Raw genomic sequence first — 24,518 nt, 5'->3', positions numbered from 1 at the left:
GCCGGGCGAGTGCCCGGCCCGTCGGCATTTCGCGGGTGCGGATCAGGTGCGGGTCCAGCGCTGGTTGGCGCCGTTCGAGCAGGAGTAGAGCTGGACCGGGGTGCCGTTCGCCGTGCCGTTCGCGGCGGCGTCCAGGCACAGGCCGGACTGGACGCCGACGATGGTGCCGTCGGAGTTCAGCCGCCACTTCTGGTTGTCGGCGCCCCAGCAGCTGTAGATCTGGACCTTGGCTCCGTTGCCGGTGCCCGCGGCGTCCAGGCACTTGTTGCCGTAGACCTGCAGCTCGCCCGCGGCGGTGTAGCTCCACTGCTGGTTGGTGCGGCCGTTGCAGTCCCACAGGTTGAGCTGGGTGCCGTCGGTGGTGCTGGAGGCCGGCACGTCCAGGCAGCGGCCCGACGCAACGCCCTTGATCTGTCCGGCGGTCGGGGTCGGAGTGGGAGTGGAGGAGCCGGCGTTGAGCGCGTTGAGGACGGCGGTGTAGGCGGGTTTGGCGCTGCCGTTGCCGTTGAAGAGCAGCGGCGACTGCTCGGAGCGCCAGGAGTCGGTGTCGCGCACGCCCCAGACCGTGACGCCCAGGCACCGCGTGACGGCCAGGCAGTCGTTGGTCACGGCGGAGTAGGTCGCGGCCGGGGCGCCCTGGATGTCGAGTTCGGTGACGGCCACGTCGACGCCGAGGGCGGCGAAACTCTGCAGGGTGGTCCGGAAGTTGCTGTTGTAGGGGCTGTCGTTGTTGAAGTGGGACTGGAAGCCGACGCAGTCGATGGGCACACCGCGCTGCTTGAAGTCGCGGACCATGGCGTACACGGCCTGGGTCTTGGCCCACGTCCAGTTCTCGACGTTGTAGTCGTTGTAGCAGAGCTTGGCGCCCGGGTCGGCGGCGCGCGCGGTGCGGAAGGCGACCTCGATCCAGTCGTTGCCGGTGCGCTGCAGGTTGGAATCGCGCCGGGCCCCCGAACTGCCGTCGGCGAAGGCCTCGTTCACGACGTCCCACTGGGCGATCTTGCCCTTGTAGTGGGCCATCACGCCGTTGATGTGGTCGGTCATCGCCTGGCGCAGCGCGCCGCCGCCGAGGCTCTGCATCCAGCCGGGCTGCTGGGAGTGCCAGGCCAGGGTGTGCCCGCGCACCTGCTTGCCGTTCTGCACCGCCCAGTTGTAGACACGGTCTCCGGCGGCGAAGTTGAACTGGCCCCGCTGGGGTTCGGTGGCGTCGATCTTCATCTCGTTCTCGGGCGTGACCGAGTTGAACTCGCGGGCGGCGATCGTCGTGTAGGCCCCGTCGCCCAGGCGGCCGGAGGCGATGGCGGCGCCGAAGTAGCGGCCGCTCTGGGCCGCGGCGGCGCCGAGGGTGCCTGCGGCGGCGTGTGCGGTCAGCGGCGCGCCCAGTACGGCGGCGGCGCCGATGACGCCGGCGACCAGGGCCGTACGGAAACGGCCGGCCGTGCGGCGGCGGGCGGTCGGGGGAATGGCGTCTAAGCCCATGAGGGAGCCTCCAGGACGGAAAAGCAGGGCAGGAAAAGGCGGAAGGTTCGCAATGCGGCGGACGAAGGCCTTGCGCAGCGATGCGTGGACGGACGAGTGCGTTGACGCATGCGGGACTCAGTGTGGAAACCCGGCAGAAACATGTCAACAGTTTCGAAAGTTTTCGACATGTGTTCTCTCGATTTCATCAAAGGGCATGACTGGCCACACAGGTACCGCCGAAAACCTTTCGGTGGTCGGCGGACCCGTCTCGGTCAGCGCACGGCCGTGTTGAACTCCAGGGCCGGGCGGGCGTTCCGCACGAGCGACTCGGCCTGCTCGGGCCACCACACACCGGCGGCGGGATCGACGATGCCGTACTCCGGATCGACGGTGCCGCCCGGGATGCTGCGGTTGCACTGGCCGTCCGACTGGCCGACCGTTTTGATCCACAGGTAGGCGTCGACGAGCGGTACGCCCGTGTTCGCCGTGGGGCGGTCGCCGACGCCCCGGCCGGGCGCGTTGCACCAGGTCTGCGGGTCGCCCTCGTACTTGCCGGCGGGCGGGGTCCAGGCGCCCCGGCCGTTGCGGCTGGTGTCGACGACGAGGTGGGTGAGTTCCGCCGCGGGCGGGGTACCGGCGTTCTGCTGGAACCACAGGTCGGTCCAGTGCCAGGTGGCCGGGTCGTCCACGTTCACGGCGTTCCCGGGCTGCCCGTCGTTCGGCGCCGCGGGCGAGTAGTACTGGCTCGCGCACCAGTCGGGGTGCCCCTTGGCCCAGTCGGGGCCCTTGGTGGCGAACCAGAGGCACTGGGAGACCCAGGTGCCGTAGTGGGTGGACGGCTCGGTCGCCAGGTAGTTGGAGACGTTGAGGGAGAAGCCCTGGGTGCGGGTGACACCGGCCCGCAGCAGGCGCCCCGCCATGTCGCCGACGCTGCGCCAGTGGCTGTTGCCCGCGTCCAGGTAGACCACGCTGTTCGGCTGCCGCTCCAGCACGTCGACCGCGTGGTTGAGGTCGGCGTAGCGCCCGGTGGTGATCGCGCCGGTCGGGTCACTGTCGGGGCCGCAGTCCGAGGGGAGGTTGGCCAGCCCGTCCGGTTCGAGGATGACGACGGCCTTGCTGCGGCCGAGCCCCCGGGCGAAGGCGCTGATCCACGCCTGGTACGCGGCGTCCGACTGCGCACCGCCGGAGGAGTACTGGGAGCAGTCGCGCAGCGGGATGTCGTAGGCCACCAGGACGGGGACGGTCCGGCTGCGCTCGGCGCGGCGCACCAGCTCGCGCACCCGGGTTTCGACCTGCTCGGGGGTTCCGTCGGTGAACCAGGTGGCCTCCGGCCAACTGGCCAGCGTCGCCATGGATTTGGCGCGCGCGAAGTCTCCGTGGAGGAAATCGGTGACGGCTTGGCGCGCCGCGTCGCTGCCGGGATCGACGGAGAAGCGGGTGTGCGCGGGCAGCGTGTGGGAGGCGGGCGGCGCGGCGGGCTCCGCCGAGGCCGGGGCGGCGGTGGTGGCGGTGGCCAGGAGCAGGGTGAGCGCGGCCGCGCTCAGGGCGGATCGGAACAGGGGGATGCGCATGCGCACGGAGTTCCTCCGGCAGAGGTGAGGGTGGGGTGGCGCGGGCCGGGCGCAGGGGCCCGGACTTCGGCGGAGCGCGGGTCAGTAGCCGTAGATCATCTTGTAGGCGACCTCCGGCAGGAACTGCCCGGCCGAGGAGCCCGCGCCGACGCCGCAGTTACCGTCGGACTCCCCGGGGACCTTGATCCACAGCAGCATCTCCGCGCCGCCGCCGCCGCCGCGCTGGCTGGGCGTACCGATCCGGCGGCCCGCGGGGTTGCACCACTGTCCGTCGGAACCCTTGCCGTTGCGGCTGGTGTCGACGACGAACGGCTTGGTGTACCCGTAGGAGGCCAGGGCCGAGTTGACGGCGTTGCCGTAGGAGGTGTTCTGGTCGGTGGTGTAGTAGTTGGACACGTTTAGCACGAAGCCGTGCGCCCCGCTCACCCCGGCGTCGACGAGCTGGCGCGCCATGGTCGGGGCGCTGATCCAGCCGGGGTTTCCGGCGTCCAGGTAGACCCAGGTGTTGGGCGCCTTCGCCTTGAACTGGGCGATCGCGTTCCGCAGCATGGCGTTGCGTTCAGCGATCTGGGGCGCCGTCATGCAGCTCTCGTGGCCGAGGGCGTCGGGTTCGAGGACGACGACGGCCGGGCGGCCGCCGATGCCACCGGCGAACGCGGCGATCCAGGCGTCGTACGCGGCCCGGTTCCCGGCTCCGCCGCCGGAGTGACCGGCGCAGATGTCCCGGCCGGGGATGTTGTAGGCGACCAGGACCGGCAGCTTGTCGGCGGAGTCCGCGCGGCCGACGTAGGCACCTGCGGCGGCGCCGATGTCACCGCTCCAGTTGCCGAACCAGCGGGCCGTCGGCGCGGTGGCGATGGACGTCCGGATCGCCGCCGCCCGCCCGTCGCCGGGGTTGGCGTTGACCCACCGCAGCGCGGAGTTGTCGGGGTCGGTGTAGAAGCCGCTGGTCATGGTGGTCGGATCGGCGGCGTACGCCGGGCCGGCGCCGATCGCCGCGAGCCCGGCGGTGAGCACGGCGGCCAGGAGGGCCGATGCCGCTTTGCGGGATGTGCGCATGGTTCTTCCTCCGATGGTGGGACGAGGAATTGGAAGCGCTTCCAGTCTTACTGCGGACCGGACCGCGCTGATGGGATGATTGGGTCCGGCGTGAGGGGGTGTCAAGAGGTTGAACACAGAACGGCCATGAGGTGGCGGTATCCCGCGATGAGTTGGAAGCGCTCCCGGATCATGGGCCTGGACACCCCCGTCGCGCCGGTCCGAGACCCCGGCGGGGGGCGGGCCGGCGCATGGAATCATGGCCGCAGTTGGCCGCCCGCGTGAGCCCGAGGAGCCGCTTGTCCATGGAGCCGTCACCCAAGCGCATGCCCACGCTCGACGAGGTGGCCGCGCGCGCCGGCGTGTCGCGCACGGCGGCCTCCCGGGTGATCAACAACGCGCCGCACGTCAGCCGCGCGAAGCGGGAGGCCGTCCAACGGGCGGTGCGCGAGCTCGCGTTCGTACCCAACCCGGCGGCGCAGGCCCTCGCGACGCGCAGGGTCGGAGCGGTGGTGCTGGCGGTCTCCAGCGACGAACCGGGGCTGTTCGCGGACCCCTTCTTCGCGGAGGTCATCGTCGGCGTCAGTGCGGCGCTGGAGCAGACGGACCTGGAACTGATCCTGTTGCTGGCCAACACCCCGCGCGGGCGCGAGCGGTTCGAGCGCCTGCTGCGCTCCCGCCGGGCCGACGGCGTCATGCTGATGGCGCTGCGCGGCGACGATCCGCTGGGGCGCCTGGGTGAGGAGGTCGACCTGCCCGTCGTCTTCGGCGGACTCCCGCTCACGGGGGAACCCACGTGGTACGTGGACGCCGACAACCGGGGCGGTGCGCGGCTGGCCGCCGAGCACTTCGTGCGCACCGGCCGCCGACGGCCCGTCATGATCACCGGGCAGGTGGACACCCGGGCCGCCGTCGCGCGCGAGCAGGGGTTCGGCGAGGGGCTCACACTGTCCGGCGTGCCGCTGCTCGGGGTCGAGCCGGGGCAGTTCACCGAGGACGGCGGCGCGGAGGCGATGCAGCGGCTGCTGCGGGCGCACCCCCGTACCGACGCGGTGTTCGCCGCCTCCGATGCCATGGCCATCGGCGCGCTGCGCACCTTGCGGGAACGGGGGCTGCGGGTGCCCGAGGACGTCGCGGTGATCGGCTTCAACGACCTGGCGAGCGCCCGGCACACCAGTCCGCCGCTGACCACGGTCCACCAGCCGGTGCGGGCGCTGGGGCAGGAGATGGCCCGGATGCTGATCAGCGCCATCGAAGGACAGCAGCCCAGCCCGCTGATCCTCCCGACGCGGCTGACCGTGCGCGCGTCCGCCCCGGACCTGCCCTGAGTCACCCGGCGTGCCTACACCTTGTGACGTCTCCTTCTCGTGCGGTGGCAGCCCTCCCGCCTGCTCGGGGGGCCTCTCGGAGCGACCTATGAGGCTGGAAGCGCTTCCAGATCGAACCAGGCGAAGCGGGCCCTGTTGGTGGAGGGGTGACCGTTGGAGGTGGCGTAGAGGCCGAGCTGGACGCTGGTGAACAGCGGGGTGAGGAAGGTGGCTTCGACCGTCATCAGGTCCTGCCACGCGCCGTCGGGCGTCGCGTGGGCGAAGGTGTGGTCGAAGCCGCGGATCCAGATCCCCAGGCGCACGGGACCCGCCGGAACGGGGACGGCTGCCAGGACGTCGGGCCCGCGGCGCACGCTCAGGCCCTCGGCGGTGCGCAGGAAGAGGAGGTGGGTGTCGTCGTCGACGACCACGGCGAGACCCGCCTCTTCGCCCGGTGCGGCGGGGTCGAAGTGCAGCTCGGTGGAGACGTCGCAGTCGGGGTGTTCCTGGGGCCGGACCACGAGGGACGGGGCGGCGCGTTCGCCGAGGCGTTCGGGGCGGAGCTGAAGGCGCAGCCCGTCACCGGTGGTCCAGAAGGGCGCGGGCGGCGGCGTGCGCAGGGTGCTCCAGTCGGCGGAGAGGGTCGCGAAGTCGTCGTGCAGGGGGCGGCGGGGGCCGGTGTGGAGCACCGGGGAGAAGGCCGGCCAGCCGTCGTCCCAGGTGACCCGGCCGAGGAAGGTCTCGCGGCCGAGGGCGGAGCCCGGGCGGACGCCCAGGAGGACGGCGCGCCAGTAGCCGTACGGGGTCTGCACGAGGTCGGCGTGCCCCAGGCAGGTGACCGGGCCCTCGGCGGGCGGGAGCACCGGATTGTGGGGGGCGCCCTCGTAGGGGCCGCCCACGCGGTCGGCACGGGCGGCGACCACGCTGTGGTCCACGTCGGTGCCGCCCTCGGCGGTGAGCAGGAGGTAGGCGCCGTCGACCTTGTAGAGGTGCGGGGCCTCCGACCAGCGGGCGCCCGGGTGGCTCCCCGACCACAGGACGTGCTCCGGTCCGGCCAGCCGCCGTTCGCGCGGCAGGTACTCGCGCATCCAGATCTCGGTGTGGCCGGCGGCCTCGTCGCGCACACGGGCGGCGGTGAACCAGGCCCGGCCGTCGCCGTCCGGCCCGTCGTCGAAGAACAGCGACGGGTCGAAGCCCTCGCCGTCCAGCCAGTGCGGCTGCGACCAGGGGCCCGCGGGGTCGGTGGCCGTGACGACGAAGTGGCCGGGGCCGTCCATCAGCGTGCAGACGAGGTGGAAGACCCCGTCGTGGTGCCGGATCGTCGGTGCGAACAGCCCCCGGGAGGGCTCGCACCCGTCGAGGTCGAGCTGGGAGGCCCGGTCGAGCGCCGAGCCGAGGCGCCGCCAGTTCACGAGATCGCGGCTGTGGAACACCGGGAGGCCCGGGAACCATTCGAAGCTGGACGTCACCAGGTAGTAGTCCGCCCCCACGCGGCAGACGGACGGGTCGGGCCGGAACCCCGGCAGTACGGGCTCGCTCCGCCACCCGGTCATGGCACCGGGACGGTCTGCGCCGGAACGCTCGGCACCGGGGCGATGTGCACCGGCACGGACAGCACCCGGTCGGCGCCCGGGTGACGTACGGGTCCCTCCAGGGTGAAGGATCCCCGCAGCGGCAGGTCGCCGCTGGACCGTCCGACGGCCACCTCGATCTCCCCCGGCTCCACCCGTCTGCGCAGGTCGAGACCGGTGAAGGAGGTCCGGTCGGCGTGGACGGAGAAGGTGATCCGGGCGGCCTCCCCCGGCTGGAGCGCGACCCTGCCGAAGCCGGCGAGCCACCGCTGCGGCCGCACGACGGACGCCACCGGGTCGGACAGGTACAGCTGGACCACCTCGGTCCCCGCCACCGCCCCTGTGTTGCGGACGGTCACCGACACGGTGACGGTCCCGTCCGTCGCGGCGACGGGATCCACCGCGAGGTCGGAGCAGCTGAAGGTGGTCCAGCTCAGGCCGTGTCCGAAGGGGTACAGCGGGGTCGGGTCCACCGAGCTCCAGTCGGTGCGGCCGCCGAGCCGGGCGTGCAGGTAGGTCCCGGGCTGGCCGCCGGGCCGCCGGGGGATGGAGACGGGCAGCCGGCCGGAGGGTTCCGCGGCCCCGCTGATGATCCGGGCCAGCGCCGTCCCGCCCTCCTCGCCGGGGAAGAAGGCCTGGACCACGGCCGATGCCCGCTCCGCGAGCGCGCCGAGCGCGTAGGGCCGGCCGGAGACGAGGACCAGGACGGTCGGCACCCCGGAGTCCAGCACGGCGGCGGCGAGCGCGGCCTGGTCGCCGGGCAGGTCGAGGGTCTCGGCGTCGCAGCCCTCGCCGGAGGTGCCCCGGCCGAACATGCCGGCCCGGTCCCCGAGCACCAGGACGTACACGTCCGGATCGTCGGCGGTGACCGTGAAGCCGACCGCGGTGAGCGCCTCGCCGAGCGTCGGTATCTCCAGCCCGGGGTCGCCGGGCAGCGCGACGTGGTTGGGGAAGGAGTAGCAGCCCAGGAAGGACTGGGGGTCGTCGGCGTAGGGCCCGCTGACCGCGACCCGGCACGGCCGCAGCGGCAGGATGCCGTCGTTGGCGAGCAGCACGGTGGACCGTTCGGCAAGGAGCCCGGCCAGCGCCCGGTTGTCCGGCGGGTCGAGGTCGACCGGCTCGGGTGTGACGGGCTCCCAGCCCGGGTCGAGCAGGCCCAGTTCGGCTTTCTGGAGCAGGACCCGTCGCGCGGCGCGGTCGACGAGTTCCTCCGGTACGCCGCCCGAGCGCACGAGGTCGGCGAGCGGCTCGCCGTAGCACCGGGCCGTGGGCAGCTCGACGTCGATCCCGGCGGTCAGCGCCAGCGCGCCGGCCGCGCCGCGCGAGCCGGCCACGCCGTGCCGGGTCTCCAGGAAGGACACGGCGTAGTAGTCGGCGACGACCACACCGCCGAAGCCGAGTTCCTCGCGGAGCAGTCCGGTCAACAGGCCTTCGTCGGCGGCCACCGGGACGCCGTCCACGTCGGTGTAGCTGTTCATCACCGACCGGGCGCCCCCCTCGCGCAGCGCGCGGACGAAGGGCTCGACCAGTACGTCGGCGAACTCGCGCGGCCCGCAGGCGACGGGGGCCATGTTGCGGCCGCCGCGCGAGGCCGAGTACCCGGCGAAGTGCTTGAGCGTCGCCACGATCCCGGCGCCCTCCAGACCCTGCACGTAGGCGGTGCCGATGGCCCCGACGAGGTAGGGGTCCTCGGCTATGCACTCCTCGGTCCTGCCCCAGCGGTAGTCGCGGACCACGTCGAGCACCGGAGCCAGCCCCTGGTGGACGCCGACCCGCCGCATCCCCGCGCCGATGGCGGCCGCCATCCGGCGCACGAGCCCGGGGTCGAAGGAGGCGCCCCAGGCCAGCGGCCCGGGGAAGACCGTCGCCCCCAGGGTCATGAACCCGGTCAGGCACTCCTCGTGGGCGATCGCCGGGATGCCGAACCGGCCGGCTCCGGTGACCTGCCGCTGGAGCGAGGCGAGCCGCGCCATCCCGGCTTCCGCGGTGATCGGCGCGGTGCCGTACACCCGGGTCAGCTGGCCGAGCCCGTGGGCGACGATGTCGTCGAGGCCGGGCGCGGACTCACCGGAATCGTCCTCCATGGGGGCGACGGGCGCCCCCGGGACCGAGGGCAGCGCCCAGAAGCCGGCGAGCTGACCCGCCTTCTCTTCCAGCGTCATCCGTTCCAGCAGATCGGCGACCCGCGCGGGCGCGGGCAGGAGGGGGTCACGCCAGGGCTCGGTCAAGGAGTGCTCCTAGTGCTGTGGCGGCTCTAAAGGCGGGGCAGGGCGGCGGAGTGCCGGACCTTGAGCTCGGTCGAGAGCTCCATGCGGGGGCTGACGAGCGGCTGGCCGTCGAGGAGTTGGAAGAGGGTGCGGGCCGCGAGCCGGCCCATCTCCTCCAGCGGCTGGCGCACCGTCGTCAGGGGCGGTGAGAGCCATTCGCACATCGGGAGGTCGTCGAAACCGACCACGCTGAGGTCCTGCGGGATGCTCAACCCGGCCTGCCGGGCCGCCTCGTAGACGCCCATCGCCTGCTGGTCGCTGCCGGCGAAGATGGCGGTCGGCGGGTCGGGGAGGGCGAGCAGCTCCCGGGCCCGGCGGAAGCCGCCCTCGTGCTGGAAGTCGCCGAACCGGATCAGGTCGCGGTCGACCTCGATCCCGGCCCGCTCCAGGGCGGCCCGGTAGCCGTCGATGCGGGCCTGGCTGCAGAGCATCTCCTTGCGGCCGCCGATCGCGGCGATCCGGCGGTGCCCCAGCTCCAGCAGGTGCTCGGTGGCCGCGAGGCCGCCCGCCCAGTTGGTCGCGCCGATGCTCGGCACGCCGTTGCCCGGCAGGTCGATCGGGTCGATGACGACCAGGGCCACTCCGGCCCGTTCGACCTGGGCGCGCTGGGCGGCGGTGACCGAGGCGGTGACCAGGATGACGCCGTCGCTGTGGTGCAGGACCGGCAGGGCGGCCCAGCTCGACGGCGTGGCCTCGCCCGGCGGGACGAGCGAGACGACCGTGCCGACGCTGCGCTGGGCGCACTCGGCCTCGACGCCGCGCAGTATCTCCACCGCCCAGGCGCTGTCCAGTCCCCCGATGATCAGGTCGACCAGGCCCGATCTGCGGGCCCGGCCCTGGCGGCCGGGGTGGAGGTACTGGTGGGAGCGCAGCAGGCCCTCGATGCGCTCGCGCGTCGAGGGTGCGACATCGGAGCGGCCGTTGATCACCTTGGACACGGTGGCCTGGGAGACCCCCGCCTCCGCGGCGATGAGGGCCAGGGTCGGACGCTGTTCGGTCAACTTCTCTCCTCTGCGCGAACGCCGTGGACGGGTGGCGGTTATCGCAAACTTTCGAAGAGTTTCCGGTCGGTGTGACCGGCTTGTCAAGCTCAACGGGCGGCAGTTGAAGGGTAAATCGGTAAGAGCCCTTGACCGACGGCCCCCGCGTTCCTAGTTTATGGCAGCACAGAATTCGAGAGTGTTTCGAAATATTTCGACGTGGTTCGACATTCCCTCACCCCGGAGGTCCCATGGTCAGCACACCCCCGAGCCGACGAAGCTTCCTGGCGCTCTCCGGTCTGACGGTCCTGTCCGCCTCACTGGCCACGGCCTGCGGCGGCTCCGGCTCCGGCGGCGCGTCGGCGGACGGCAAGGTGACCTTCGCGTGGTGGAACATCGCCACGACGGAACCGGGCAAGTCCCTCTTCCCGCAGATCTCCTCGGCCTTCACGGCAGCCCACCCCGAGGTCACCATCAAGACGACCTCGTTGGAGAACGAGGCGTTCAAGTCCAAGCTGACCGCCACCACCGCGTCGGGCAAGCTCCCCGACGTCCTGCAGACCTGGGGCGGCGGCGTCCTGCAACAGCAGGTCGACGCGGGTCTGGTCGAAGACCTCACCGACGCACTGGACTGGTCCTCCGACCTCACCGCCGTCTCGCTGCGCCCCTACCAGATCGAGGGCCGGACCTACGCGGTCCCCTACGACATCGGCATGGTCGGTTTCTGGTACAACAAGCGGCTCTTCGCCCAGGCCGGCATCACCGCTCCCCCGGCCACCTGGGCCGAACTCCTGGACGACGTGAAGAAGCTCAAGGCGGCGGGCATCACGCCGATCGCCCTCGCGGGCAAGGAGAAATGGCCGGCCCACTTCTACTGGGCCTACCTCGCGATGCGCGTCGCCGGCATCCCCGCACTGCAACAGGCGACGACCACCAAGGACTTCAGCGGCCCCGGTTTCGTCCGGGCGGGCACCCACCTCAAGGAACTGGCCGATCTCCAGCCGTTCCAGACGGGCTTCCTCGGCGCGGGCTACTCCACCCCGGGCGGCCAGGCCGCGACCATGGGCCAGGGCAAGGCCGCCATGGAGCTGATGGGCCAGTGGGGACCGTCGGTACAGAAGGACGCGGGCGGCGACCTCGGAGCGGACCTGGGCTTCTTCCCCTTCCCGACGGTCGACGGCGGGGTCGGGACGGTCACCGAGGTGCTCGGCGGTGGCGGCGGCTTCGCACTGCGCAAGGGCGCCCCGAAGGAGGCGCTGGCCTTCCTGAAGTACTTCGTGCTGGAGAACGAGGCCAAGCTGCTGGCCTCGAACGGCTTCCTGCCGGTGGTCAAGGGTGCGGAGAGCCGGCTCACGGACGCCAACCGGAAGGTGGTGGCCGACAGCCTGGCCAGGTCGACGGGCTTCCAGCTCTACCTCGACCAGGCCTATCCGCCGGCGGTCGGCCAGGAGGTCAACGACAGCGTGGCCGACCTCATCGCGGGCAAGAAGACGCCGGAGCAGGTCACCCGGGCGATCACCGAGGCAGCGAAGGGTGCCTAGCTCCGTACCCACCCTGACCAAGGAGCGGGTGCGGGACGCCGTGCCGGTGCTCCCGCCCGCCCCCGTGCGGCCGCTCCTGAGCCGGTGGGGCAGCTGGGCGTCGGTCGCCTGGTTCCTCCTTCCCGCACTGATCCTCTTCGTCGTCTTCGTCCTGGCCCCGATCGCCGTGGCCGTCTACACCGGCTTCTTCGCGTGGGGCGGGATCGGCCCGATGGACCGCTTCGTCGGTCTGGCGAACTACACCAGGCTCTTCGGCGACGAGGTCTTCCTCGGCGATCTGGGGCGCGGGCTGTACCTGATCGTCCTGTCGCTGACCGTGCAGTTACCGTTCGCGCTGTTCACGGCGGTCGTGCTCAACCAGAAGCTGCGCGGCCGGGCCGTCTACCGGATGCTGTTCTTCGCGCCGTACGTCCTCTCCGAGGTGGTCACGGCGGTCCTCTTCACGATGATCTTCCTGCCGGACGCCGGCATGGCCGACCACCTCGCCGGCGCGCTGGGTCTGGAGGGACTGCGGGGCACCTGGCTCGCCGATCCCTCGACGGTCATGCCGACCCTGTTCGCGGTGATGACCTGGAAGTACTTCGGCTTCCACATGATGCTCTTCCTCGCCGGGCTGCAGAGCATCCCGGGCGAGGTCCTCGAAGCCGCGGCCATCGACGGCGCCGGTGCCTGGCAGCGCTTCCGGCACGTGACGCTGCCGCTGCTCGGCCCGACGATCCGGATCAGCGTCTTCCTTTCGGTCATCGGGGCCATCCAGCTCTTCGACCTCGTCTGGGTCATGACCACCGGCGGACCCAACCACTCCTCCGAGACGATGGCGATCTCGATGTTCCAGTTCGGGTTCAAGCGCCACCAGGTCGGCTACGCCAGCGCGATCAGCGTGGCGCTGTTCATGATCAGCCTGGTCTTCTCCCTCTTCTACCAGCGGTACGTGCTCCGCCGCGACCTGAGCGGCGCCATCACCCCGGGAGGTGGCCGGTGAACGCCCGCAGGGCGGCTCGCGGTCTGTCGCTGCACGCCGTGGTCTGGCTGATCGCCGCGTTCGTGACCGTCCCCCTGCTCTACGCGGTGCTCTCCGGGTTCAAGAGCACCGGCGAGCTGACGAGCAACCCGTTCGGGCTGCCGCGGCACTGGAAGACGGCCAACTACACCGGCATCCTCGGCGACGGAACGTTCTGGCGGCAGATCGCCAACAGCGCGGGCATCGCGATCGGGACGACCTTTTGCACGGTCGCGGCCGCCGCGATGGCGGCGTTCGTACTGGCCCGCTACGCCTTCCGGGGGCGGGAACTGTTCTACACCCTGTTCACCATCGGACTGATGTTCCCCTTCGCCGTGGCCGTCCTGCCGCTGTTCCTGCTGCTGCGCACCTTCGGCCTGCTCGACAACCCGCTCGGCGTCGTCCTCCCGCAGGCGGCCTTCGGGCTGCCGATGACGATCATCATCCTGCGCGGCTTCTTCCGGACCGTCCCGGCGGAGGTCGAGGAGGCCGCCATCATGGACGGCTGCGGCAAATTCCGCTTCTTCTGGAAAATCCTGCTGCCGATGGCGCGACCGGCGCTCGGCACGGTCTCCGTGCTGGCGATCGTCGCCAGCTGGAACAACTTCTTCCTGCCGCTGCTGGTGTTCAACGACCCGCGATGGCAGACGGTCCCGGTCGGCGTCCAGCAGTTCCAGGGGCAGTACTCGACCGACTACGCGCTCGTCCTCGCCTACATCGTGCTCGCCATGGTCCCCGCCCTCGCCTTCTACGCCGTCGCCGAGCGGCAGTTGATCGGCGGCCTCACCGCGGGCGCCACCAAGGGCTGACCCCGGCCCGGCCCGTGTGTCCCCGACCCCCGAAGGAGGCCTCCCGCGTTCGTCCGTACCAGCCACCCCTCGCCCCCGAAGGAGCTCCGCCCATGTGGTCCCGCGACCCCTCCCCGTTCCACCCGCGAGCCCTGATCGCCGTCCTCGCGCCCCTCCTGCTCCTGGCCGCCTTCCTCGGCGCCCAGCCCGCCCGCGCGGCGACGGCCATCGACACCAACGCCTCGTACGTACTGGTCAACCGCACCAGCGGCAAGGCCCTGGACGTCTACAACCTGGCGACCGGCGACGGCGCCCGCATCACCCAGTGGACCCGCAACGACCAGCCCCAGCAGCAGTGGCGGTTCGTCGACTCGGGCAGCGGCAACTACCGCATCGCGTCCGTCCATTCGGGCAAGGTGCTGGACGTCGCCAGCTCCTCCACCGCCAACGGCGCCGCGATCGTCCAGTGGACGGACGTGAACGCCGCGAACCAGCAGTGGCGGGTGGCCGAGAGCGCGGACGGCTACGTGCGGTTCATCGCGCGCCACAGCAACAAGGCCATGGAAGTGCAGGGCGGTTCCACCGCCGACAACGCGAACGTCGTCCAGTACGACGACTGGGGCGGCGCCAACCAGCAGTGGCAGCTCGTCAAGGTCGGTGGTGGCGGCACCCCCGGCCCGTGCGCCCTTCCGTCCACGTACCGCTGGACGTCGACGGGCCCGCTGGCGCAGCCCAGGCCCGGCTGGGCCTCGCTCAAGGACTTCACCGTCGCCCCCTACAACGGACGCCAGCTCGTCTACGCGACGACGCACGACAACGGGAACAGCTGGGGCTCGATGAACTTCAGCCCGTTCACCAACTGGTCGGAGATGGCCTCGGCCGGCCAGAACCCGATGTCGGCGCCGGCCGTCGCGCCGACGCTCTTCTTCTTCGCGCCGAAGAACATCTGGGTGCTCACCTACCAGTGGGGCGGGGGCAGCCCCTTCTCCTACCGGACCTCCAGCGACCCCACCAACCCCAACGGATGGTCCGCACCGCAGGCGCTCTTCTCCGGAAACATCACGGGTTCCGGTACGGGACCGATCGACCAGACCGTCATCGGTGACAGCACCACCATGTACCTGTTCTTCGCGGGCGACAACGGCAAGATCTACCGCGCGAGCATGCCGATCGGGAACTTCCCCGGCAACTTCGGCTCGTCGTACACGACCCTCATGAGCGACACCGCGGACAACCTCTTCGAGGCGGTGCAGGTCTACAAGGTCCAGGGCCAGAACCAGTACCTGATGATCGTCGAGGCCAGGGGCGCGAACGGACGCTACTTCCGCTCCTTCACGTCCTCCAGCCTCGGCGGTACGTGGACCCCGCAGGCCGGCAGCGAAGGCAACCCCTTCGCGGGCAAGGCCAACAGCGGCGCCACGTGGACCAATGACATCAGCCACGGCGAACTGGTCCGCGCCGGCGCCGACCAGACCTTCCCCGTCGACCCCTGCAACCTGCGGTTCCTCTACCAGGGACGCGACCCCAATGTCGGCGGCGACTACGGCGTGTGGCCCTACCGGCCGGGCCTGCTGACCCTGCGACGCTGACGGCGTGCCCCGTCCGGCTCCGGAAGCGGAGCCGGACGGGTCGGTCGAACGGACGTCCGGGAGCACGGGTACCGGCCGCGTACCCTTGCCGACTCCAGGGTGTGGCGCCGCACTCGGCGGACCGCCACCCTGAGGGAGGCGGAAATGGGGATCATGGAAGCGGACGCGGACCACGCGGGGCTGGTCGTCGCCGCGCAGGCCGGTGACCACCGGGCGCGCGAGGAACTGATCGCCGCCTACCTGCCGTTGGTCTACAACATCGTCGGGCGGGCACTGAGCGGACACGCCGACGTCGACGACGTCGTCCAGGAGACCCTGCTGCGCGTGGTGCGCGACCTTCCCGCCCTGCGCGCCCCGGAGAGCTTCCGGGCCTGGCTGGTCTCGATCACGCTCCGCCAGATCAACAGCCACTGGCAGCGGCAGCGCACCTTCACCGGGCGGACCACGGTCCTCGACGAGGCACTGCGGATACCGGACCCCGGCGCAGAGCCCGAGGACGTCACGATCCTGCGTCTGCACGTCTCGGACGAGCGCCGTCAGGCGGTCGAAGCCCGGCTGTGGCTCGACCCGGACCAGCGGGTGCTGCTGTCGCTGTGGTGGCAGGAATGCGCCGGCCGCCTGAGCCGCGACGACATCGCCGCCGCGACGGGGCTCACGGTCGCCCACGCGGGCGTACGCCTGCAACGCATGCGCGAGCAGCTGGACCTGTCCCGGACGATCGTCGCCGCGCTGGAGGCCGACCCGCGCTGCCCGCTGCTGGACCAGAGCCTCGTCGGCTGGGACGGTCACCCCTCATCGGTGTGGCGCAAGCGGATCGCGCGGCACACCCGCGACTGCGGATCCTGCACCGCCACGACGACGCAGCGGGTGCCCGCCGAGCTGCTCGTCCACAGCCTCGCACCGCTGGCCGTCCCGGCCGGACTCCTCGCCGCGCTGGCCGCCAAGGGCCTGCTCTCGGGCACCGCCGCGGGCACCGCCGCGCTGGCCGCGGCACCCGTCGCCGTCGGCACGGCGACGGCGACCGCGACGGGCGGAGGCGCTCTGCACGGCTCGCTGATCGGCACGTTCCATGCGGTGACCACGCAGCAGCTGGTGGCCCTCACCACCGGCGCCGTGCTCATCGCCGGCACCGCCACCTACGCGGCCTGGCCCGAACCGGAACACCGGAGCCCGGGCGTCACCGCCGCTCCCTCGTCCGGCAGCCCCGCGCCGCTGCCGTCGCGGACCGCCCCGTCGGCCGGCCCGTCCGCGGCCGGCCCCTCCGCCGTGCCACCCGCCGTCGCGCTCGGCGCACGGTCGCTGGCGTCCGTGGACGACCCCACCCTGTACCTCACGTACACCGAGGACTTCGCGTCGCTCGGCCCCGTCTCCGCGTCCAGCAGCGCGCAGACGCGCCGACGGGTCACCTTCACCGTCATCCGGGGGCTGACCGGCACCGGGTGCGTCACCTTCCGCGCCGCCGACGGCCGCTACCTGCGCCACCGCGAGCTGCGGCTGCGGCTGAGCCCCGACGACGGCAGCGCGCTGTTCCGCGAGGACGCCACCTTCTGCCCCGAGACCGGGGCGGTCGCCGGGTCGGTGACCCTGCACGCGCACAACTACCCCGGCTCGGTCCTGCGCCACCGCGACGGCGGCATCTGGCTCGACGGCTCCGACGGCACCCGTGCCTTCGCCGGACAGGCGTCCTTCCTCGTCCGCGACGGCTGGGAGTGACCCGAGGACCGCGCCACGGCCGGTGCGCACCGGGCGGACCGTGCGCCCCAGGCGGTCCGTGCGTTCCGGGCCGGGCGGCGTAACACTTTCCGCCTGCGAGATGCGTCACCGGGGCGATCGTGCGGACCGCGCGAATTTTTCGTTACGGGATCCCGCCTCCGGAGGCCTCCTCTTGTGTGGGGTGCTCCTTTCCCGCCGCCGAGCCGCACGACGGGCCGGCGGGAGGGGGTTCCCCGCGTGCTCCGACGACGCATCCGCTCAAGAAAGCGACTCCCATGACCCACACCCACGTATCCCGGGCGACCGGTACGCCTCCCCGAGGACGCTCATGAAGGGCCTCCACCGGCTCGCCCGGCGGCGCCGGACATGGGCGATCGGAGCGACGGCCGGTGCGCTGATCGCCGGTGTCGTGACGCTCCTCCCCAGCTCCGCCGGGGCCGCCAACCTGGGGACGCAGGCGGCCCCCTCGGGCCGGTACTTCGGCACCGCCGTGGCCGCCGGCCGGCTCGGCGACCCGACGTACGCCGGGCTCGCGGACCGGGAATTCAACATGATCACCCCGGAGAACGAGATGAAGTGGGACGCCATCGAGCCGTCCCGCGGCCGTTTCACCTTCGGTCCCGCCGACAAGATCGTCGACCGCGCCCTGGCCCACGGCCAGCGCATGCGCGGCCACACCGCGGTCTGGCACTCGCAGCTCCCCTCCTGGGTCGGCTCGATCCGTGACGCGAACACGCTGCGCGGCGTGATGAACGACCACATCACCGCCGAGATGACCCACTTCAAGGGGAAAATCTACGCCTGGGACGTGGTCAACGAGGCGTTCGCCGACGGCTCGACCCAGCACCGCAGTTCGGTGTTCCAGGACGTGCTGGGCAACGGCTTCATCGAGGAGGCCTTCCGCACCGCCCGGGCGGCCGACTCCTCGGCCAAGCTCTGCTACAACGACTACAACATCGAGAACTGGTCGGACGCCAAGACCCAGGGCGTCTACGCCATGGTCAAGGACTTCAAGGCCCGCGGCGTGCCGATCGACTGCGTCGGGTTCCAGAGCCACTTCGGCCCCGGCGGCCCGCCGTCGAGCTACCAGACCACGCTCGCCAACTTCGCCGCCCTCGGCGTCGACGTCCAGATCACCGAGCTGGACATCGCCCGGGCGTCCGCCGCCCACTACACCACAGCGGTCAACGCCTGTCTGTCCGTGGGCCGGTGCACCGGCATCACCGTGTGGGGCATCCGCGACAGCGACTCCTGGCGCAGCGCCGAGACCCCTCTGCTGTTCGACGGCAGCGGCAAGCCCAAGCCCGCCTACACCGCCGTGGTGAACGCCCTCAAGGCCGCCCCGGGTCCCGCTCCCGCTCCCACCGGCGGATCCGCCACCGGAGCGATCAAGGGCGTCCCGTCGGGCCGTTGTCTCGACATCAACGGCTCCGGCACCGCCAACGGGACCCCGGCCCAGCTGTGGGACTGCACCGGACGGCCGAACCAGAGCTGGACCCGGTCCTCCGGCAAGCAGTGGGTGGTCTACGGCACCAAGTGCCTGGACGCCCAGGGCAAGGGCACCGTCAACGGCACCGCCGTGGTCATCCAGGACTGCGACGGCAGCGCCGGCCAGCAGTGGAACGTCAACGCCGACGGCATGATCGCGAACGTCCAGTCCGGGCTGTGCCTCGACGCCGTCGGCGCGGGCACCGCCAAGGGCACCAGGATCCAGCTGTACACCTGCTGGTCCGGCGGCGCCAACCAGAAGTGGACCGTCCCGTCCGGCACGTCGACCCCGGCCACGCCGACGACGGCGCCGACGGGCGCCACCTGTGCCCTTCCCTCGACGTACCGGTGGACGTCGACGGGTGCGCTCGCACAGCCCGCGAACGGCTGGGGCTCCCTGAAGGACTTCACCAGCGTGCCGTACAAGGGCAAGCACCTGGTCTACGCGTCGAACACGACGGGCTCCTCGTACGGCTCCATGATGTTCAGCCCCTTCACGAACTGGCCGGACATGGCCTCCGCCGGCCAGAGCGGAATGAACCAGACGGCGGTGGCACCCACGCTGTTCTACTTCGCGCCCAAGAACGTCTGGGTCCTCGCCTACCAGTGGGGCGCGTGGCCCTTCATCTACCGCACCTCCAGCGACCCGTCCAACCCCAACGGCTGGTCCGCGCCGCAGCCGCTGTTCACCGGCGGCATCCCGGGCGCCGCCCCGATCGACCAGACCCTGATCGCCGACGACAAGAACATGTACCTGTTCTTCGCCGGTGACAACGGCAAGATCTACCGGGCGAGCATGCCGATCGGGAACTTCCCGGGCAACTTCGGCTCTTCGTACACCACGGTCATGAGTGACACGGTGAAGAACCTGTTCGAGGCGCCGCAGGTCTACAAGGTGCAGGGCCAGAACCAGTACCTCATGATCGTCGAGGCCCGGGGCGCGAACGAGCAGCGCTACTTCCGCTCGTTCACGGCCTCCAGCCTGAGCGGTACCTGGACCCCGCAGGCCGCCAGCGAGAGCAACCCCTTCGCGGGCAAGGCCAACAGCGGCGCCACCTGGACCAACGACATCAGCCACGGCGACCTGGTCCGCAGCAACCCCGACCAGACGATGACGATCGACCCCTGCAACCTGCAGTTCCTCTACCAGGGGAAGTCCCCGACCGCGCAGGGCCCCTACGACCAGCTGCCGTACCGGCCCGGTCTGCTCACCCTGCGGCGCTGACGCCCGCTCACGGGTGACCGCGCCCGCTGAGTGACGGAACCCCGTCGAGGAGCCCCGGCCGACCATCGGCCGGGGCTCCTCCCGCGTGCGGCGGTGTTTTTCCGTGCGGACGGGTAGGTGCGGTGCGTGTGCCGGTGGAGCGGGAAGGGGCTGTTGTGACGGGAGCGCTGGTCGCGGGTGGATGGGGCCTGTTCGCGGGCGCGGCCCTGCTGGTGGGGGCCGCCGTGGGCTCGCTGATGCGGGTGCCGCCACGGCTCATCGCCCTGGTCATGGCGTTCGGCAGCGGTGTCCTGATGGCCGCGGTCTCCTTCGAGCTGATCGCGGAGGCCTACGAGCGTTCGGGCATGGGACCGGTGGTGGGCGGGGCGGTCGGCGGCGCGGCCGTCTACTCGGGAGCCGATGCCCTGCTGGCCCGGCGCGGCGCCCGGCACCGCAAGCGCTCGGAGGCGCACCAGCCGTCCGAGGCCGAGGCTCCGGGATCGGGGAACGCCATCGCGCTCGGGGCGCTGCTGGACGGGATCCCGGAGTCCGTCGTCATCGGTACGAGCCTGCTGGGAGGCGGCCACCTGGGTGTGGCGACGGTGGGGGCGGTGTTCATCAGCAACCTTCCCGAGGGCCTGGCGAGTTCGGCCGGGATGCGCGGTGCCGGGCGCAGCCGCCGGTACGTGTTCACCCTGTGGGGCGGCATCGCCGTGCTCAGCGGTGTCGCCGCGCTGGCGGGTTACGCGCTGCTCGGCGGTGCGTCGGAGTCGGTGATGGCGGTGATCACCGCGGTGGCCGGCGGGGCGATCCTGGCGATGATCGCGGACACGATGATCCCCGAGGCGTACAGCAGGGTGCACCTGCTGACCGGGCTGGTCACGGTGATCGGGTTCCTCTCCGCGTTCGCCCTGTCGCACCTGTGAGGGCCGCGGGGCAGAGACGGTCCGCCCCTCGGCCCTCGGCTACGCGAGGCGTTCGAGTGCCGTGAGGACGTGCCGCGCGCCGTCCTCGACGGCGATTTCCTCGGCGAGCCGGCGGGAGCGCGCGGTCAGGTCCGGGGTGCGGGTGGCGGCCGTGATGGCGTCCGCGAGGCGTTGCGCGGTCAGCCGCTGGTAGCGCAGCGGGGGCGGCGAAACGCCGAGGCGGTGCAGGCGAGCGGCCCAGAAGTGCTGGTCGAGCTGGACCGGTACAGCGACGGCGGGGACGCCGGCGCGGAGTCCGGCGGCGGTGGTTCCGGCGCCGGCGTGGTGGATGACGGCGGCGGTCCGCGGGAAGAGCCAGGCGTGCGGAACCTCCCGCACGGTGATCAGGTCATCGCCCTCGGCGTGCAGGCCGCTCCAGCCGGACTGGACGACCCCGCGCACCCCCGCCCGGCGGAAGGCCTCGGCGAGCAAGGAGCCGAGCCGTTCGGCGTCGGCGGCGACGAAGCTGCCGAAGCCGGCGAAGACCGGCGGCTCCCCCGCCGCGAGGAAGTCGAGCAGGCGCGGTTCGGGCCGCCAGCCGGGCGCGGCCTCGGGCCACCAGTAGCCGCAGACCTGATGCCCGATCGGCCAGTCCGCGGGGCGCGGCACGATCCGCGGGCTGAAGCCGTGCAGGACGGTGCGGCCCGGTGCCATGCCCGGCGGGCCGCCGAACCGCTGCGGCGGCAGGTGGAGTTCGCGCCGCAGCGCGCCGACCGCCGGGGCGAACAGCCGCTCCGTGCCGAGTCGCAGCGCGTGGGCGGCGAGCCGGTTGCCGAAGGGGCCCAGCGAACGGGCGCGGGTGATCGGCGGGGGAAAGGCCGCCGTGGGGCGGATCGGCTGGAGGTAGACGCCCAGGGTCGGCAGCCGCAGGGCCTCGCCGAGCGTCGCGCACACGGGGTCCGTGACGGTCGAGCCGAGCACCACATCCGCCCCCTGGCGTACGGCGTCGGCGACGCCCGCGCTCAGCCGGGGCATGAACGCCCGCGCCATGCGCATCAGCCGGGCCATGGCCACCGCGGGGTTGACCGCCCGCGCCAGGTCCTGTCCGGCCGCCGAGGCCAGCTCCTGCCGCGGATCAACGGGCAGCGGCCGGAAGCCGAGCCCGTGGGCGCCCACCGCCTCGCGGAACCGCTCGTGGGTGGCCACCGTCACCTCGTGCCCCGCGGCGCCCAGCCGCACGCCGAGCCCGGTGTAGGGGGCGACGTCTCCCCAGCTTCCCGCCGTCACGATCAGTACGCGCACGATCCCAGCATGTCACGTACCGGTGCCGGGGAGCACGCCCCGCGGGACCCCGGCGACGGGGGCCGCGGGCGCGGTGCCCGCGGCCCCGTCCTGGCGACGGGTCAAGAGGGGTCGCCGTACTGCAGGCCGCGGCCGTTGGTCCCGACGTAGACCCGCCCGTAGGTGTCCGGGTCACCGCTGATGACGCCGCCGATGGCGCCCCACTGGTGGGCGTCGTCGTTGACGCGCAGCCACGTGGCGCCCTTGTCCGTGGAGCGGAAGACGCCGGAGACGTCCTTGACGGTGCCGATCAGGTAGAGGGCCTGGTAGGAGGCGCCCGGCGCGGCCTTGCCGAAGCCGAGGGCGGAGGCGGAGCGCACCGTGGTCAGCGCGGTGAAGGTGCGGCCGCCGTCGGTGGAGTGCAGCACCCCCTTGGCTCCGCCGGCGATCCACAGGTCGGCGGCGGCGCCGGGGACGGCCTGGAGCCGGCCGTCGGCGGGCAGGTTCGTGGCGCGGGGCGTGAAGGTCGCCCCGCCGTCGGTGCTCGCGTAGAGCGTGCCGCCGGTCAGGGAGTAGAAGGAATTCTGCGCGGAGCGGTCGGCGACGACCACGGCGTCGGCGCCCAGGCCCTTGACCTTCGACCAGCTCGCTCCCCTGTCGGCCGAGCGGTACGGGGCCTGGCCGGCCTGGGTCCAGACGATGGCGGCGCCGTCCGCGGCGAGCGCGACGTGGCCGCTGTCGGAGCCGCTCACCGGCTCCGCCGGGAAACCGGTCCAGCTGCTGCCGCCGTCGGTGGAGTAGGCGCCGTCCTTCGCGCCGCCCCGGCCGACGCGGACCATGACCTCGGGGCGGGACTGGGCGAAGTCGATGTCGGTGCTGTTGGTCATCATCGGGTCCGCCAGCCGTCCGGCGGGCACCTTGGTCAGGGAGTCGTGGCGGAAGCCCCCGAGGTCGCCCATGGCGGTGATGGCGGTGGCCCCGCCGGGCGGGGCGATCACGTCCATCAGGGCGGTCTCCTCCAGGCCCCGGGCGCCCACGGTCCAGTGGCTGGTTCCGCCGCTGTCCGTGGCGTTGGCGTCCTTGCTGCGCCAGATGCCGCTGCCGGTGCCGTACAGCGCGTGCCCGGCGTCGAAGGGGTCGATGGCCAGCGCGGTCATCCAGTGCCCGACGCCCGTGCCCACGTAGGGGGCGGCGGAGGCGTTGCGCTGCGACTTCTCGCCCAGTGCCTTCCAGGTCGCGCCGCCGTCGGTGGTCCGGTAGACCTCGTCCCCGGGCCACCAGCGGTCGAGGGTGGTGACCATCACCGTGGACGGCTTCTGCGGGTCGACGGCCAGACCCGAGAAGCCGTAGCTGCCGCGGGACGGGGAGACGTCCTTCCACGCCCCGCCGGAGGGCGTGTACTTCCACACCGAGCCCGCGGTCACGCCGTTGGGACCGAGGGTGTTCGTGTAGGTCAGGTACAGGGAGCCGTCACCGGAGAGCACGCCGTGCTGCGGCATCTGGCCGGTGGGCTGTCCGGGGACCGCCTGCCAGGTGCCGCCGCCGTCGGTGGAGCGGTACAGGGAGGTGGACTTGTCCCCGACGCCGACGTAGACGGTCCTGCTGCCGGCCGGGCCGTAGGTGACGAAGGAGATGCCGCCGCCGCTGCTCGCGCCGTCCTTGACCGGGAACGAGGGGACCTGACTCCACGTCACGCCGTGGTCGGCGCTGCGCCACAGGCCGTTCTTGCGGGTGCCGAGGAGCAGGGATCCGTTGTCGGAAGGGTTGACCGCGAGCCGTTCGCCCGCCCCGCGCCCGTCCTCGTTCGCGCCCAGTTTGAAGGGCAGTTCGGTGCGCTGGAAGGTGCGGCCGCGGTCCGTGGAGCGCAGGATCGCGCCGTTGCCCGCCCAGTTGTTGGTGTAGGTGCCCGCCGACAGGTAGAGCCGGTCGGGTTCGACGGGGTCGGTGGCCAGCGCGTCGATGCCCAGCAGGTTCCAGTCCTGCTGGCCTGCCCAGTCGGTCAGCGGGATCCACTGCTCCGCCGCGGCGTCCCAGCGGTAGGCGCCGCCCATGTCGGTGCGCGCGTACAGCAGCCCCTTCGCACGGGGGTTGAACACCAGCCCGGTGACGTAACCCCCGCCCACGACCTCGGCGTTCTTCCACGCGTACGGTCCGGCCGCGGCCGCGTTCTGCGCTCCGCCGGATCCGGCGCCCTGGCCCGCACCCGCCGGGCCGGCGGCCACCTTCACCAGCTTCCACTGCTGGTTCGTGCTGCCCCGGGAGGAATACTGGATGAGCGCCGCGCCCTCGGACGTGGAGCCGCCGGAGACGTCCAGTACGTGACGGCTCTTGCGGGAGGTGAAGGTGACGGCGCCCGCATCACCCACGTCGTCGATCCGCCACTCCTGGGCGGTGGAGGAGCTGTCGGTCTGCTGCTCGGCGGCGGCGCCCTGGGCGGCCGAACCGCCCGCTATGCCGAGCACCTTGCCGCTGTTGCGGTTGACCAGCTCGTAGTAGCCGTCCCCGGCAGGTCTCAGCCGCCACTGCTGGTTGGCCGTGTTCTGGTCGGTCCACTGCTGGATGCGGGTGCCGTCGGCGGTGGAGAAGGAGCTGACGTCCACCACCTTGCCGCTGCGTACGGAGACCAGGCGGTAGTAGGCCTCGCCGTCGACCGTCGCGGCCTGCGAGTCCTCCTGCACGAACAGCAGGTACGGCACGACCAGGGCGGGCACGCCGAGCAAGAGACCGGTCGCGGTCCAGCGACGGCGGTGACGCCCGCGGGGGCCGCCGCTGAGGGGGTTCTTCATGGGGGTGTGCTCCTTGCGTGCCGTTCAC

General features: G+C 72.1%; 16 protein-coding genes. 8 read left to right on the top strand and 8 right to left on the bottom strand.

The annotated features are described in order from the left end of the window. Positions 1 to 42 precede the first annotated feature (42 nt). The 3 genes from AC0693_RS12375 to AC0693_RS12365 form a co-directional block, all read right to left on the bottom strand. Complete coding sequence (locus AC0693_RS12375) at positions 43 to 1,479, bottom strand: endo-1,4-beta-xylanase (RefSeq protein ID WP_478801674.1); 1,437 nt, start codon at positions 1,477 to 1,479, stop codon at positions 43 to 45. Positions 1,480 to 1,733: 254 nt separating this feature from the next. Continuing rightward, positions 1,734 to 3,032, bottom strand: a complete 1,299-nt coding sequence (locus tag AC0693_RS12370) for a glycoside hydrolase family 6 protein (protein ID WP_478801673.1) — start codon at positions 3,030 to 3,032, stop codon at positions 1,734 to 1,736. An 81-nt stretch (positions 3,033 to 3,113) separates the two neighbouring features. Further along, positions 3,114 to 4,091 (bottom strand): glycoside hydrolase family 6 protein, encoded by a 978-nt coding sequence (locus AC0693_RS12365; RefSeq protein ID WP_469316803.1) that lies wholly within the window; start codon positions 4,089 to 4,091, stop codon positions 3,114 to 3,116. Between the two features lie 284 nt (positions 4,092 to 4,375). Here AC0693_RS12365 and AC0693_RS12360 point away from each other — a divergent pair, with 284 nt between their 5' ends. Further along, positions 4,376 to 5,398, top strand: a complete 1,023-nt coding sequence (locus AC0693_RS12360; RefSeq protein ID WP_468465744.1) for a LacI family DNA-binding transcriptional regulator — start codon at positions 4,376 to 4,378, stop codon at positions 5,396 to 5,398. 86 nt (positions 5,399 to 5,484) lie between these two features. On the opposite strand, the gene AC0693_RS12355 is transcribed toward AC0693_RS12360, so the two are convergent. The 3 genes from AC0693_RS12355 to AC0693_RS12345 are packed head-to-tail and all read right to left on the bottom strand — an operon-like array spanning position 5,485 to position 10,216. Beyond that, on the bottom strand, positions 5,485 to 6,930 hold the full coding sequence (locus tag AC0693_RS12355; protein WP_478801672.1) for a glycoside hydrolase family 43 protein: 1,446 nt from the start codon (positions 6,928 to 6,930) through the stop codon (positions 5,485 to 5,487). Continuing rightward, positions 6,927 to 9,176, bottom strand: a complete 2,250-nt coding sequence (locus tag AC0693_RS12350; RefSeq protein ID WP_478801671.1) for a glycoside hydrolase family 3 N-terminal domain-containing protein — start codon at positions 9,174 to 9,176, stop codon at positions 6,927 to 6,929. The genes AC0693_RS12355 and AC0693_RS12350 overlap by 4 nt, the downstream gene beginning before the upstream one ends. Before the next feature lie 26 nt (positions 9,177 to 9,202). Next, positions 9,203 to 10,216 carry a LacI family DNA-binding transcriptional regulator gene (locus AC0693_RS12345; RefSeq protein ID WP_478801670.1) on the bottom strand — a complete coding sequence of 338 codons (1,014 nt, stop codon included), beginning with the start codon at positions 10,214 to 10,216 and terminating at the stop codon, positions 9,203 to 9,205. A gap of 230 nt (positions 10,217 to 10,446) precedes the next feature. On the opposite strand from AC0693_RS12345, the gene AC0693_RS12340 reads away from it, so the two are divergent. From AC0693_RS12340 to AC0693_RS12310, 7 genes are all read left to right on the top strand, one after another. Further along, on the top strand, positions 10,447 to 11,736 hold the full coding sequence (locus AC0693_RS12340; RefSeq protein ID WP_478801669.1) for an extracellular solute-binding protein: 1,290 nt from the start codon (positions 10,447 to 10,449) through the stop codon (positions 11,734 to 11,736). Positions 11,737 to 11,800: 64 nt separating this feature from the next. Further along, positions 11,801 to 12,718, top strand: coding sequence for a carbohydrate ABC transporter permease (locus tag AC0693_RS12335; RefSeq protein WP_478801862.1), 918 nt, complete (start codon positions 11,801 to 11,803; stop codon positions 12,716 to 12,718). Then, on the top strand, positions 12,715 to 13,545 hold the full coding sequence (locus tag AC0693_RS12330; protein ID WP_469335659.1) for a carbohydrate ABC transporter permease: 831 nt from the start codon (positions 12,715 to 12,717) through the stop codon (positions 13,543 to 13,545). Before AC0693_RS12335 ends, AC0693_RS12330 begins: the two co-directional genes overlap by 4 nt. Before the next feature lie 92 nt (positions 13,546 to 13,637). Beyond that, positions 13,638 to 15,113, top strand: coding sequence for a non-reducing end alpha-L-arabinofuranosidase family hydrolase (locus AC0693_RS12325; RefSeq protein WP_469316796.1), 1,476 nt, complete (start codon positions 13,638 to 13,640; stop codon positions 15,111 to 15,113). Positions 15,114 to 15,257: 144 nt separating this feature from the next. Next, positions 15,258 to 16,826 (top strand): sigma-70 family RNA polymerase sigma factor, encoded by a 1,569-nt coding sequence (locus AC0693_RS12320; protein WP_468465761.1) that lies wholly within the window; start codon positions 15,258 to 15,260, stop codon positions 16,824 to 16,826. A gap of 328 nt (positions 16,827 to 17,154) precedes the next feature. Next, positions 17,155 to 19,539 carry a non-reducing end alpha-L-arabinofuranosidase family hydrolase gene (locus AC0693_RS12315; protein ID WP_478801668.1) on the top strand — a complete coding sequence of 795 codons (2,385 nt, stop codon included), beginning with the start codon at positions 17,155 to 17,157 and terminating at the stop codon, positions 19,537 to 19,539. Between the two features lie 155 nt (positions 19,540 to 19,694). Then, positions 19,695 to 20,444 (top strand): ZIP family metal transporter, encoded by a 750-nt coding sequence (locus tag AC0693_RS12310; protein ID WP_478801667.1) that lies wholly within the window; start codon positions 19,695 to 19,697, stop codon positions 20,442 to 20,444. Between the two features lie 39 nt (positions 20,445 to 20,483). On the opposite strand, the gene AC0693_RS12305 is transcribed toward AC0693_RS12310, so the two are convergent. Both AC0693_RS12305 and AC0693_RS12300 read right to left on the bottom strand, forming a co-directional pair. Continuing rightward, a complete protein-coding gene (locus tag AC0693_RS12305) occupies positions 20,484 to 21,725 on the bottom strand; it encodes a glycosyltransferase (protein WP_478801666.1) in 1,242 nt (413 codons plus the stop codon). Between the two features lie 101 nt (positions 21,726 to 21,826). Further along, on the bottom strand, positions 21,827 to 24,490 hold the full coding sequence (locus tag AC0693_RS12300) for an RICIN domain-containing protein (protein WP_478801665.1): 2,664 nt from the start codon (positions 24,488 to 24,490) through the stop codon (positions 21,827 to 21,829). Positions 24,491 to 24,518: the final 28 nt, after the last annotated feature.

It is taken from the genome of Streptomyces sp. NPDC043876 (genome assembly GCF_056435825.1).
The sequence above is the reverse complement of the archived record's forward strand: the minus strand, read 5'-3'. Positions and strand labels throughout refer to the sequence as shown.